Genomic DNA, 12,966 nt, shown 5'->3' with positions numbered 1-12,966 from the left:
TCCGTCACCGCCGTGGCAGGTGGTCGGCTGTCACCGGCAGACCCGCCATTCGCCGTTCTCCTGGACCAGTCTGACGGCCTCCTGCCGCTGCGCGCCACCGTCATAGGTGACTTCGACGGTGACCGTGCCGGATGTCCGCCCGTTGGTGGTCGACACGTTGACGCCGACGATGTCGTACCCGGCGATCTGTCCGGCGGCGGACTCCTGCCGGACGTACTCCGTCTCGGACAGGGTGTCCCGCCGGTCCTGGCACAGTCGCTGGTAGGCGCCGGCGTAGTCGCCGGCGGACAGCGCGTCGAAGTGGGCGGTGGTGGCGTCGCGGGCCGGCTCGGTGGCCGCTGACACGGTCCGGTACAGCCAGAAGCCACCCCCGGCGACGCCGACGCAGCAGAGCAGGACGACGGCGAGCACGACAGCGACGATGATCACGGTCGTCCGCCGGCCGCGGCTCGGCCCAGCGGGTGACGGCGGTGGTGGCGGCCCCGGCGGTTGGTAACTCATGATCCGGATGCTAAAGGCCGCCCGCCACCTGACAGACGGGGGCGGCTACCCCGCGTGGGACCGGGCGAGACGCCGGTGCTGCTGGTCGTCGGTACGCCGGGCGAGTGCCCGCAGCTCAGCGGGACCGCTCTGCGGCTGGTGGGCGCACCAGGCAGTCAGCAGCCGGTCGGCGCTGTCCGGATCGCTGTCGGCGGCGACCGCCACCACCACCTCCGCTGTCTCGTCCAGCAGCTCCGCCACGGTCGGCACCACGACGCCCTGTTCGCGCAGGTGGTGCCCGACCAACGCGGCACCGAGCGGCGTCAGGCTGATCTCGTCGTCGGTGAGCCGGACCGCGCCGAGGTCGGCCAGCTGCGCGAACAGCCGGTCGGCGTCGTTGTGGGCGAGCCGGCGCCACGCCCCCTGCCGCTCCTCGGTGCCGCCATACGGCACCAGCATCGACTCCTCCAGCGCCTGGTACAGCAGCTCACGCAGGGCCGGGACCGGCAGCGGTCCGGCGGACGAGTAGAGGGCGAGCGCCGCGACGTCGACGGCGTCGTCGAACCGCCACCGCATCAACGATTCGCTCCAGCCGCTGCCGCACACCGCCGCCCCGATCTCGGGCAGCGCCGCGTACAGCCGCCGGGCCAGGGCGAGCGGGTCGGTCAGCAGCTTCGCCGCGCTCTTGACCGGAACGAGCCGTCCCTTGACCGGCCGGACCACCCGGGCGGCCCGGGCCCAGGCGACGACGACCGAGAGCCCGTACAGCTCCTCGCTGCTGCGGGTCTTGAACACCCGGTCACCGATGGCCGGGTCGATCACGTCTGCGGTGCCGAGCAGCGGGATCAGTTCCCGGGCGTCGGCCAGCCGCAGGTTGCCGTTCGGGGTCAGGGTTCGGCCCTGGCCCACCCAGGCCACGAACTGCCGGACCCGGTGCAGGATCGTCGACGATTCGGCCGCCGGGCGCAGCTCGGCGTCGTCCGGGACGACCACCAGTGGCAGGGTCGGTGGGCGTTGGGCGCGGTCGGACGCCGCCAGGTGGTTGGCCATGATCTGGTTGAGCAGGTCCCGGTCGACGGGGATCCGGCCGGCGTGCACGTCGGCGATGAACGCCTGGGCGGCCGCGTTGTCGGTCGGGTCGACGCCGTCGCGCATCATCCGGGTGGCCCAGTACTTCGCCGGACCGTAGCGCCGCTCGTCGGCCAGCGCCTCGGCGACCGGTCCGGTCAGCTCGTCGAGCGTCTTGTGCAGCAGGTCCCGGTCGGCGCAGTGCCGGTCGGCGAGCCCTTCGTCGAACAGGAAGTCGACGAATCCCCGTACGCTCGGTACGACGGCGTCCCAGTCGTTCGGGTGCATGGTGACCTGTCGGGGAAACCAGTCGAGCAGAGCGGCGGTGAGGTCGTCGGGGTGCCACCGTCCGAGCAGACCGTCACCGTGACTCCACCGGTACTCCAGCAGTGTCTCGATCACGAACGGGTCGAGCCCGGTGCGCCGCTGCCGACGCGCCCACTTCCCGACCTGGCCGACCAGCCGTTCCCGGGCGGGGTGGAAGGTGTCGGGTTCGGCTGACGTGTAGACCGTCCTCATGCCGCGCGACCCTACCGTCCGCCGCTGCCGGTGGCAGAAGGGCCGGGTCGGCGTCGCGGTCGGCCGAGGTCGGGCCCGCCGGGCAGGTGCACCCTTGACGACGAGGCACGAACCGGTTAACACTCTCGCAACCGCCGTGTCACGGCGACGAATCGGGCGCTCTCGGACCCGGGCGTCGCCTGCCGCGCATTGTTAACGCTAACAAGAGCTGATACCGAACATCCGACAACAAATTGGATGCCTCCCAGGAGGAGACAGTCATGCCGCAGCGGGCTCGACCGCGTACCGCCGGACCGCGACGAACAGCCCTGGCGTCGCTCGCCGCCCTCGCCCTCACCGCGGGTCTGCTGGCTGCCGGGCCGACCACCGCCACCGCCACCGCGGCCGGACCGACCGACGGCCTCGTCCTGTGGTACGAACTGGACGCCACCGCCGGAACCGTCGCCACCGACACGTCCGGCAACGACCGGCACGGCACCGTGCACGGTGCCGCCGACTGGTCCGGCGCCGACGGCCTGGGCCTCAACGGCAGTGACACGTACGTGGACCTGCCCGACGACGTGCTGCGCGACCTGACCTCGGTCACCGTGGCGATGGACGTGTTCATCGACCCGACCCAGGTCACCCCGTACTTCATCTTCGGAATGGGCAACACCAGCGGCGGCACCGGCGACGGCTACCTGTTCGCCACCGGCGACCAGTTCCGCGCCGCGATCGCCAGCGGCAACTGGTCCACCGAGCAGAACACCCGGCCGAACCCGGCCCGCAACCTCGCCCGGGGCGTCTGGAAACACCTCACCTACACCCAGACCGGCAGCACCGGAGTGCTCTACGAGGACGGCGTCGAGGTCGGCCGCAACACCGCGGTCACCATCACCCCGGCGTCGATCGGTGACGGCACCACCACCGCCAACTACATCGGACGCTCGGTCTACACCGGCGACCGCCACCTCGCCGGCCGGGTGCGTGACTTCCGCGTCTACGACCGGGCGGTCACCGCCGACGAGGCCGCCCAGCTCGGTGCACGCGCGGCGGCCGCGGTCGTCGCCCACGACGCGGCCGCGCTGGACCTCGGTGACACCAGCCGGATCACCGCCGACCTCACGCTGCCGGCCACCGGGCCGGGCGGCTCGGCCATCGACTGGGCCTCCAGCGACCCGACAGTGGTCGCCACCGACGGTACGGTGACCCGACCGGCCGTCGGCGAACCCGACGCGCGGGCCACGCTCACCGCCACCCTGCGCCGGGGCACCGTCACCGACACCCGGAGCTTCGAGGTGACCGTACCGGCCGAATTCGACGACGCGCGGATCGTCGCCGACGCCGCCGCGGCACTGACCGTGCACGACGTCGACGACGTACGCGGAAACCTGACCCTGCCCACGACGGGCGCCGACGGAACCATGGTGGCCTGGGCGTCGGACGACCCGGCGGTGATCGCCACCGACGGGGTGGTCAACCGACCGGTACCCGGTGACGCCGGCACCACCGTCACCCTGACCGCCACCGTCACCCGCAACGCGGCCAGCGCCACCCGCGAGTTCACCGCCACCGTGCCGGCGCTGCCGGCACCGGCCGACCGCACCGGCTACCTGTTCAGCTACTTCACCGGCGAGGGCACCGCCACCGGTGAGCAGGTCTACTTCGCGCTCAGCCAGGGCAACGACCCGCTGCACTGGCAGCAGCTCAACGACGGCCGGCCGGTGCTCACCTCGACGCTGGGCGAGCAGGGCCTGCGGGACCCGTTCATCATCCGCTCCCCGGACGGCGACAAGTTCTACCAGATCGCCACCGACCTGCGGATCCACGGCAACGGCGACTGGGACGGCGCGCAGCGCCACGGCAGTAGGTCGATCATGGTGTGGGAGTCCACCGACCTGGTCAACTGGACCGACCAGCGACTCGTGCAGGTCTCCCCGGACACCGCCGGCAACACCTGGGCGCCGGAGACCTACTACGACCCGACGATCGGCGCGTACGTCGTCTTCTGGGCCTCCAAGCTCTACTCGGCCGACGACCCGGACCACACCGGGAACACGTACAACAAGATGCTGTACGCCACCACCCGCGACTTCCACACCTTCTCCGAGCCGCAGGTATGGGTCGACCCCGGCTACTCGGTCATCGACTCCACGGTGATCGACCACGACGGCGTCTACTACCGCTACACCAAGGACGAACGCAACAACTCCTCGTCGACGCCGTGCAGCAAGTTCATCCTCGCCGAGACGGCGACATCGCTGCGCGACACCGGCTGGGACTTCCTCGCCGACTGCATCGGCCAGGGTGCGATGTCCCAGGGCGAAGGCCCCACCATCTTCAAGTCGAACACCGAGGAGAAGTGGTACCTGTTCATCGACGAGTTCGGCGGACGCGGCTACATCCCGTTCGAGACCACCGACCTCGCCTCCGGCGAGTGGACACCGTCGAGTGACTACGCGCTCCCGACCAGCCCACGCCACGGCACCGTACTGCCGGTCACCCAGACCGAGTACGACGCGCTGCTCGCCGCGTACGGTCCGGACCCCGGGCCGGAACCGCCGGCCGACGGGCTGCTGCTGCGCTACGAGTTCGACGAGACCGGCGGCAGTGTCGCCACCGACTCCTCCGGACAGGGCCGGCACGGCCGCTACGAGCGGAACCCGGCGTTCGGCACCGGCGTCGACGGCGGCGGCTCGGTCAAGTTGAGCGGCGGGGCCAGCGGCTCGACCACCGCGCCATACGTCACCATCCCCAACGGGGTGTACGCCGGGGTCGCCAGCACCACCGTGGCGACCTGGGTCAAATGGGACGCGTCCAGCACCGCCAACCAGTGGATCTACGGCCTCGGCCCGGACAGCAACCGGTACCTGTTCGCCAGCCCGCGCAACGGCGGCGGCGTGCTCCTCTCGGCGATCACCACCGGCAGTTGGCAGGCCGAGAAGCAGCTGCGCGCGTCGTCGACGCTGACCGGCGGCGAGTGGAAACACCTGGCGGTGACCGTCGACTCGGGCAGCCGTACCGCCGTGATGTATCTCGACGGCGTCGAGATCGCCCGCGCCACCGACGTGGCCGTGCGTCCGTCTGACCTGCACGACCCGAGCCGCGACCACGCCGGATACATCGGACGCTCGCTGTACGCCGCAGACCCGTACTTCGCCGGCGAGGTCGACGACTTCCGGATCTACGACCGGGCGTTGACCGCCGACGAGGTGTACGCCCTCGGCGGCGACCCGGCGGCGATCACCGACGCCACCGTGGCGCAGCTGAAGGTGGACGCGATCGTCGACGCCGACGACCGTCGGGTGATCCTGCCCGTCCACCCGGACACCGACCTGACCGCCCTGGCACCGGAGTTCACCCTCGCCCCCGGCGCCACCGTCGCACCCGCGTCGGGCACCGTACGGGACCTGAGCGCCCCGGTGACGTACACCGTCACCGGGGCCGACGGCACCACCGCGACCTGGACGGTCGAGGCCCGGCTGATGCGCAGCCCGGTCCTGCCCGGCCGGTACGCCGACCCGAACATCGCGGTGTTCGGCGACCGGTTCTACCTGTACGCCACCACCGACGGTTTCGCCGGCTGGAGCGGCACGACGTTCTCCGTGTTCTCCTCGGCGGACCTGGTGAACTGGACCGACCACGGGGTCATCCTGGATCTGGAGTCCGACATCTCCTGGGCGGACAACAGCGCCTGGGCGCCGACGATCGCCGAACGCGACGGGAAGTGGTACTTCTACTTCAGTGGTGGGAAGGCCACCGGCGACACCGGTAAGCACCTGGGGGTCGCCGTCGCCGACTCGCCGACCGGGCCGTTCCGCGACGCGCTCGGCGAGCCGCTGGTGCCGGCCGGCACCTACCCCGGTCAGATGATCGACCCGGCGGTCTTCACCGACGACGACGGCCGCTCCTATCTGTACTGGGGCAACGGCGCCTCCTACCAGGTGCCGCTGAACGACGACATGGTGTCGTTCGACCCGGCCCAGGTACGCACCTACCGGCCGGACGGCTACAACGAGGGCACGTTCGTGATCGAACGTGACGGTCGCTACTACTTCATGTGGTCGGAGAACGACACCCGCAGCGAGGACTACCAGGTGGCGTACGCCGTCGGTGACTCGCCGATCGGGCCGTGGGGTCCCCGGCAGGGCGTCATCCTGCGCAAGGACCTGTCGCTGGGCATCAAGGGCACCGGCCACCACTCGGTGGTGCGGGTCCCCGGCACCGACGACTGGTACGTGGCGTACCACCGGTTCGCCATCCCGGACGGCGACGGCACCCACCGGGAGACGACCATCGACCGGCTGGAGTTCGCCGACGACGGCTCCATCGTCCCGGTGCTGCCGACCCTGGAAAGCGTCACGCCGATCCGACCGATCAACACCGCTCCGGTCCTGATCGCGGTCACCGGGCCGGCCGGGCCAGTGACGGCCGGCACTGAGGTACGGATCACCGCGACCTTCACCGACTCCGGCGCGGACGACACGCACCGCTGCGTGGTGGTCTGGGGCGACGACACCGTGAACGCCGGCACGATCGACGGGTCGGCCTGCGTCGCGACGCACACCTACGCCGAACCGGGGGTGTACCGGCCGACGGTCACGGTGATCGACGACCGGGATGGCGCGCACGCCCTGGCCGGCGGCTATCTGGCGGTACGCCGGGCCGACGGCGGGCACGTCGCCGGCTCCGGCTGGATCACCTCACCGGCCGGGGCGTACGTCGCCGACGAGCAGGTGGCCGGGCGGGCCGAGTTCGGCTTCGTCGCGGCGGCCGGCCCGGACGCGACCGGACCGGGGACCACCGGGCCGGGCCCGGTGGCGCTGCGGCTACGCCTCGGCGAGTGGGAGTTCGCCGCGACCAGCCACCGGGGGTACGTGGTGGACGGCCCGCAGGTGCGGTTCAACGGCCGGGGCACGGTCAATGGCGCCGGCGACTACGAGTACCTGGTCGGGTTGAACGACAAGGCGCTGCGGGAGCAGGGCAAGGACCGGTTCTGGATCCGAATCCGGCGGGCGGACACCGGGACCGTGGTCTACGACAGCCGGATCAACGCCGCCACCACCGCGCTGGGCGGCGGTGCGGTCGTCGTCGACGTCCGGTAACGCGGCTGGGGCGCCACCCGTACGGGTGGCGCCCCAGCCTGCGGGCTTCGGCCGGTCACTTGGCCAGCGGCTGTCCCTGCTTGTCGGTGAACTTGCCGATCAGGATGACGATGAAGTCGATCAGCGCCCAGAGGCCCAGTCCACCGAAGGTGACCAGCATCAGCACGCCGGTACCGATCTTGCCAACGTAGAACCGGTGCGCTCCGAACCCGCCGAGGAAGAAGCTGAGCAGCACCGCGACGAGCCAGGACTTCTGCTCGGTGGCCGGTCCTGCCATGGTCTGCGACATCGGATTCCTTCCGAATTAGACGCCCGGCCCTGCGTACCGTGGGCCGGGGTGGGGGTGAGTCGTCGTCCGGACCGTCGGATCTGGACGACGACTGGGCAGGTTACCGCAGCACGGCGCATCAGGCTGTCCCGGGCGGCGGCCACGACCGGGCTGCGCCGGCACCGCCGATGGCCCACGTGGACGGTCAGCGGCGCAGCTGCGCCCTCACCCCGGCACCGTACGGCGTCGGCCGGCCATCGTAGCCACGGATCAACGGCGGAACGTCGCCGTATCCGTCGGTGTGCCACACCGATCCGAGGAAGCCGAGCCTGCGGTCGTCGAGCCAGTCGATCACCTCGGCGACGAACCGGTGCCCACCGGTGTCCTCACTGACCTCGGCGGCGACCACCGGCACCTCGGCGGCGACCGGCGTGACCTGCTGCTGCCAGCAGTCCGGTGTGGCGCACACCGCGTCGTCGTCGACGTGCCAGGCTGCGACGAGGTTGCCGCCGGCGTACCGGTCGTCGAGCGGGTAGGCCAGCCAGCCGGACAGGTCGTTGCCGCCGTCGAGGCCGCCGACCAGCAGGGCGTTGTGGCTGCCGGCGAAGTGCCGAATGTTGTAGATCAGGGTGTCCGCTCCGAACTCCGGCCAGTCGGGCGGCAGGCCGGCCGACGGCCCGCCGTCACGCCATGCCTGCCAGGCTGTGTCGGGCGGTAGCTCGCCGACCGCCGGGTACGCGTCGCCGTGCAGGTCGAACAGGATGCTGTTGTCGTCGTCGAAGTGGGCGGCGACGTCCACCCAGAACGTCCGTTGCAGTGCGGTCGCCGGGCCGTGCCAGGCCAGGATCGGGGTGATCCCGTGCCGGACGAGCCGCTGCGCATACCCGGCGATCGCGTCGCGATAGACGGCCCCCCGGAAGTCCGGCGGGACCGGGTCGCGACCCAGCCAGCATTCGGGGTCGAGCAGGATCCGCACGGCGTTGATCCGCCACCGCCGCATCGCCCGCACCGAGGCGTCGTCGACCGGACCGTGGAAGATCCCGGAGCCGTCGCGGCACAGTGTCTCGGCGCCGGCGCGGACCACGCCGCGCAGCTGATACGGCCTGGGCTGCTGGTCGACGGTGACCAGTTGGTTGCCGGCCACGGTCAGCACCGGGGCGTAACCGGGCGGTGCGGGGCTCACCACCCGGACGCCGCGGACCTCGGCGGTGGCGTGGGCGCCGGTGTCGTCGTAGGCGGTCGCGGCGATCCGTGTCCCGTTGGTCGGCGGGGCACCGTGCCAGGTGAAGGCGTACGGGGCGGTGGTGTCGGTGTGCAGCAGGGTGCCGGCGGAGCGGAACTCGACCCGGGTGATCCAACGCCCGGCGGCGGCGGTGACGTCGACCGCCACCGGGATGGGGCCGGTCGTGGCGAAGATCTGGTTCATCTGCGGGCTGCGCAGCGCGACGACCGGCGGGAACGGATCGGCCGGCGGGACGCTCGGGCTCGGCGGGACGCTCGGGCTCGGCGGCAGGTCGGGGTCCATGTTGCAGGTCTGGCCGTTGAGGTGGTAGCTCGTCGGTGGCGGGTTGGCCACGGAGTAGCTGCCGCTGAACTGCACCTGCACCGAGTCGCCGGTGTCCAGGTGGTAGGCCCCGGCGTCGGAGCGCAGCTCGTACGGCCAGGCGAGCGGGCTCAGGACGAGACCGGGCGGCACCTGCCGGTAGGCGGAGTTGATGGTCTGTCGGGCGCCCGGGGTGAAGGTGAGTCGCCAGGTGGAGACCGGCGGACCCAGGTTGGTCAGTGTCATCCGGGCGACGAACCCGGTCGACCATTCCCTGACCACCTGGTAGTCGACCGTGCAGGAGAACGCTGCCTGGGCGGGCCGCGACACGAGCCCGAGCGACCCGCCGGTGACCGTCAACAGGCAGGCGATCGCCGCCGTGATGCAACGTCGCATGGGTATCCCCCGGATCTTGGAAACAACCGCCGACAGCACCCACAATTGATCGCCGCATATCGATCTGTCAACCTTGTTGCGCTTATCTGCAAATTGCGCTGGTGAGCACCAAGAATCACCCTCCGTGCCCGGCTATGGTTATCAGGGCCGCCGGGACGAGGCGCGATTGACAGACGGGGAGACAGCCGATGACGCCGCGTGCTCACGCGTTCTGGCTGCGTACCCCGGGCACCGGCGAGATCCGCCCGGTCGAGGTCGGCCCGCCCGGCCCCGGCGAGGTCCTGGTGCGGACCCGGTTCACCGGGCTCAGCCGGGGCACCGAGACGCTGGTCTTCCGGGGCGCGGTGCCGCCCAGCCAGTACGCCGCGATGCGCGCCCCGTACCAGGACGGCGACTTCCCCGCCCCGGTCAAGTACGGCTACCTCAACGTCGGGCAGGTCGAGCAGGGCCCGACCGCGCTCGTCGGGCGTACCGTCTTCTGTCTCTACCCGCACCAGACCCGCTACGTCGTGCCGGCCGACGCGGTCACCGTGGTCCCGGACACCGTGCCGGCCCGCCGCGCGGTACTCGCCGGCACGGTGGAGACCGCGGTCAACGCGCTGTGGGACGCCGCTCCCCTGCTCGGTGACCGGATCGCCGTGGTCGGCGCCGGCATGGTCGGTGCCACCGTCGCGGCGCTCGCCGCCCGGTTCCCCGGCGTACGGGTCGAACTGGTCGACGTCGACCCCGCACGAGCCGCGACCGCCGCCGCGCTCGGCGTCGGCTTCGCCCACCCGGACACCGCCACCGACGGGTGCGACCTGGTGTTCCACGCCAGCGCCACATCGGCCGGGCTGGCCCGGTCGCTGGAGTTGCTCGCCGTCGAGGGCACGGTTGTCGACCTCAGCTGGTACGGCGACCGCCCGGTCACCGTGCCGCTCGGCGAGCACTTCCACTCCCGCCGGTTGACCGTACGCAGCAGCCAGGTCGGCCGGGTCGCCCCGGCCCGGCGCGAGCGGCACGGGTACGCCGGACGGCTCGCTCTCGCCCTGGACCTGCTCACCGACGAGAGGTTCGACACGCTGCTGACCGGCGAGAGCGACTTCACCGACCTGCCCGGAGTGCTGCCCCGGCTCGCCGCCGGCGAGTTGCCGGCGTTGTGCCACGTGATCCGTTATCCGACTGGAGGATGAGAAATGTTCAGCGTCACCGTCCGTGACCACATCATGGTCGCCCACAGCTTCACCGGTGACGTGTTCGGCCCGGCGCAACGGCTGCACGGTGCCACCTTCGTCGTCGACGCCACGTTCAAGCGCACCGACCTCGACAGCGACAACATCGTCGTCGACATCGGCCTGGCCACCGAGCAGCTCAAGGCCGTACTGGCCGAGTTGAACTACCGCAACCTCGACGACGAGCCGGCGTTCGCCGGGGTCAACACCTCCACCGAATGGCTGGCCAAGTTGATCGCCGACCGGCTGGCCGACCGGGTGCACGCCGGCGACCTCGGTGCCGGCGCCCGTGGGCTGACCGGAATCGGCGTCACCCTGCACGAGTCGCACATCGCCTGGGCGAGCTACGAGCGGGCGCTCTGACGTCGATGGTCGTCGTGGTACTGCCCGGCAACGTGGCCGATCCGACCACCCCCAGCGGCGGCAACGCCTACGACCGGCAGGTCTGCGCCGGTCTGGCCGCGACCGGATGGCCGGTACGCGAGATCGCACTTCCCGGTGACTGGCCGCGCCCGGACCGGACGAGCCGCAGGGCGCTCGCCGACCTCCTCGCCACCCTGGCCGACGGCGCGGTGGTGCTGATCGACGGTCTGGTCGCCTGCGGGGTGCCCGAGGTGATCGGACCGCACGCCGACCGGCTGCGGCTGGCCGTGCTGGTCCACCTGCCACTCGCCGACGAGACCGGGCTGGACCCGGCCGAAGCGGCCGCCCTGGACCTGGCCGAACGCGCGGTGCTCGGCTCGGCGGCGGCGGTGATCGCCACCAGCGACGCGACGGCACGCCAACTCGCCGCCCGCCACGGCCTGGCCGCCGACCGGGTCCGGGTGGCGGTGCCGGGTGTCGCACCGGCACCCCTGGCCAACCGGGACCCGGCCGGCCGACGGCTGCTCTGCGTCGCGTCGGTCACCCCCCGTAAAGGCCACGACGTGCTCGTCGAGGCGCTCGCCACCGTCACCGACCTCGACTGGGAATGTGTCTGCGTGGGAGCGCCGACCGCCGCCGCGTACGTCGACCGGGTCCGGCAGCGGATCGCGTACCACCGGCTCGGGGACCGCGTCACGCTGGCCGGGCCCCGGGCGGCGGCGACGTTGGCCGGTACGTACGCCGACGCCGATCTGCTGATCCTGCCGTCGCACGCCGAGACGTACGGCATGGTGGTCACCGAGGCGCTGGCCTGTGGCATCCCGGTGCTGGCCAGCGACGTCGGCGGGGTGCCGCAGGCGCTGGGTCGCACCGGGGCGGGTGAGCGCCCCGGCCGGCTGGTGCCGCCCGCCGACCCGGCGGCGCTCGGTGCGGCGGTACGCCGCTGGCTGACCGACGGCGGCGAGCGGGAGCGGTTACGGGCGGCCGCCGTCGCGCGCCGGGCCGGGCTGACCGACTGGGCGGACACGGCCGCCAGGGTCGGCGCGGTCCTGCACGAACTGGGTCGTCGCTGACGGCGGCGCGCCGGAGCGGCGTCGCTGGCCAGCGGAGGGAGACTTCATGGAGACGATCGAGTCGGCCGGGTACAGCCCGGCGTGGTTGGGGCTGCGGGAGCCTGCGGACGCGCAGGCGCGTTCGGCGGAACTGGTCGCCGAGGTACGCCGGCTGCTGACCGGCGCTGCCCGCACCGAAGTACACGACCTCGGCTGCGGCACCGGGTCGATGGGCCGGTGGCTGGCCCCGCAGCTGCCCGGCGTCCAGCACTGGGTGCTGCACGACCGCGACCGCGAACTGCTGCGCCATGCCGAGGCCCGGATGGCCCCGGCGGCGGCCGACGGCGCGCCGGTCACCGCGACGGTACGCCGCGACGACGTCACCGCACTCACCGTCGACGACCTCGCCGGCGCCGACCTGGTCACCGCCTCGGCCCTGTTGGACCTGCTCACCGCCGACGAGGTGGACCGGCTGGCGGCGACCGTCCGGGCGGTCGCCTGTCCGGCGTTGCTGACCCTGACCGTGGTCGGTGAGGTACGGTTCGATCCCGCCGACCCGCTCGACGGGGAGCTGACGGCCGCGTTCAACGACCATCAGCGGCGGCACAGCGCGGGTCGGCCGCTACTCGGCCCGTCGGCGGTGGAAGTGGCGACCGAGGCGTTCACCCGACACGGAGCCACCGTGCTGGTGCGGCCCAGCCCGTGGCGGCTCGGCCCCGATCAGGCCGAGCTGACCGAACGGTGGCTGGACGGCTGGATCGCGGCGGCGTACGAGCAGCGGCCGGAGCTGGCCGCCCGGCCGGGGGGCTACCGGCGTCGCCGGCTCGCCGCTGCCGCCGCCGGTGAGCTGGGGGCCACCGTGGAACACCGGGACATCTTGGTCGTGCCCGGCTGAGGTTGGCACAGCGTACTTCCGGTGCCGGGCAGGTGAACCGGAGGCGACACCGCCGCGTATCTGTCGGCGGAGGCTCATCGAGGGGGG

General features: G+C 72.1%; 9 protein-coding genes. 5 read left to right on the top strand and 4 right to left on the bottom strand.

Features of this window, described 5'->3' with window-relative positions:
- Nucleotides 1-30 precede the first annotated feature (30 nt).
- Nucleotides 31-501, bottom strand: a complete 471-nt coding sequence (locus EDC02_RS04260) for a DUF4878 domain-containing protein (RefSeq protein WP_123600824.1) — start codon at nucleotides 499-501, stop codon at nucleotides 31-33.
- Nucleotides 502-546: 45 nt separating this feature from the next.
- Entirely contained in the window at nucleotides 547-2,067 is a 1,521-nt protein-coding gene (locus EDC02_RS42510; protein ID WP_123600823.1) for a hypothetical protein, read from the bottom strand.
- 260 nt (nucleotides 2,068-2,327) lie between these two features.
- Here EDC02_RS42510 and EDC02_RS04250 point away from each other — a divergent pair, with 260 nt between their 5' ends.
- Nucleotides 2,328-7,151, top strand: coding sequence for a family 43 glycosylhydrolase (locus tag EDC02_RS04250; RefSeq protein ID WP_123600822.1), 4,824 nt, complete (start codon nucleotides 2,328-2,330; stop codon nucleotides 7,149-7,151).
- A 55-nt stretch (nucleotides 7,152-7,206) separates the two neighbouring features.
- On the opposite strand, the gene EDC02_RS04245 is transcribed toward EDC02_RS04250, so the two are convergent.
- Complete coding sequence (locus EDC02_RS04245; RefSeq protein WP_123600821.1) at nucleotides 7,207-7,440, bottom strand: TM2 domain-containing protein; 234 nt, start codon at nucleotides 7,438-7,440, stop codon at nucleotides 7,207-7,209.
- 184 nt (nucleotides 7,441-7,624) lie between these two features.
- Nucleotides 7,625-9,358: an Ig-like domain-containing protein gene (locus tag EDC02_RS04240; RefSeq protein WP_123600820.1), complete on the bottom strand. Its 1,734-nt coding sequence runs from the start codon at nucleotides 9,356-9,358 to the stop codon at nucleotides 7,625-7,627.
- Nucleotides 9,359-9,546: 188 nt separating this feature from the next.
- On the opposite strand from EDC02_RS04240, the gene EDC02_RS04235 reads away from it, so the two are divergent.
- The 4 genes from EDC02_RS04235 to EDC02_RS04220 are packed head-to-tail and all read left to right on the top strand — an operon-like array spanning nucleotide 9,547 to nucleotide 12,879.
- Entirely contained in the window at nucleotides 9,547-10,530 is a 984-nt protein-coding gene (locus EDC02_RS04235) for a zinc-binding alcohol dehydrogenase (protein WP_123600819.1), read from the top strand.
- A 3-nt stretch (nucleotides 10,531-10,533) separates the two neighbouring features.
- Complete coding sequence (locus EDC02_RS04230; protein ID WP_123600818.1) at nucleotides 10,534-10,932, top strand: 6-carboxytetrahydropterin synthase; 399 nt, start codon at nucleotides 10,534-10,536, stop codon at nucleotides 10,930-10,932.
- Nucleotides 10,929-12,005, top strand: a complete 1,077-nt coding sequence (locus EDC02_RS04225; protein ID WP_370461516.1) for a glycosyltransferase family 4 protein — start codon at nucleotides 10,929-10,931, stop codon at nucleotides 12,003-12,005. The genes EDC02_RS04230 and EDC02_RS04225 overlap by 4 nt, the downstream gene beginning before the upstream one ends.
- A 46-nt stretch (nucleotides 12,006-12,051) precedes the next feature.
- Complete coding sequence (locus EDC02_RS04220) at nucleotides 12,052-12,879, top strand: class I SAM-dependent methyltransferase (RefSeq protein WP_123600816.1); 828 nt, start codon at nucleotides 12,052-12,054, stop codon at nucleotides 12,877-12,879.
- The last annotated feature ends 87 nt before the right edge of the window (nucleotides 12,880-12,966 follow it).

Source organism: Micromonospora sp. Llam0 (genome assembly GCF_003751085.1).
Lineage (GTDB): Bacteria > Actinomycetota > Actinomycetes > Mycobacteriales > Micromonosporaceae > Micromonospora_E.
Note: the sequence above shows the minus strand (reverse complement) of the source record. Positions and strands in the feature narration are given on the sequence as shown.

Excerpts from the sequence above, each read along its gene's own strand:
- EDC02_RS04260 (WP_123600824.1), bottom strand. The coding sequence starts at position 501 with ATGAGTTACCAACCGCCGGGGCCGCCACCACCGCCGTCACCCGCTGGG.
- EDC02_RS42510 (WP_123600823.1), bottom strand. The coding sequence starts at position 2,067 with ATGAGGACGGTCTACACGTCAGCCGAACCCGACACCTTCCACCCCGCC.
- EDC02_RS04250 (WP_123600822.1), top strand. The coding sequence starts at position 2,328 with ATGCCGCAGCGGGCTCGACCGCGTACCGCCGGACCGCGACGAACAGCC.
- EDC02_RS04245 (WP_123600821.1), bottom strand. The coding sequence starts at position 7,440 with ATGTCGCAGACCATGGCAGGACCGGCCACCGAGCAGAAGTCCTGGCTC.
- EDC02_RS04240 (WP_123600820.1), bottom strand. The coding sequence starts at position 9,358 with ATGCGACGTTGCATCACGGCGGCGATCGCCTGCCTGTTGACGGTCACC.
- EDC02_RS04235 (WP_123600819.1), top strand. The coding sequence starts at position 9,547 with ATGACGCCGCGTGCTCACGCGTTCTGGCTGCGTACCCCGGGCACCGGC.
- EDC02_RS04230 (WP_123600818.1), top strand. The coding sequence starts at position 10,534 with ATGTTCAGCGTCACCGTCCGTGACCACATCATGGTCGCCCACAGCTTC.
- EDC02_RS04220 (WP_123600816.1), top strand. The coding sequence starts at position 12,052 with ATGGAGACGATCGAGTCGGCCGGGTACAGCCCGGCGTGGTTGGGGCTG.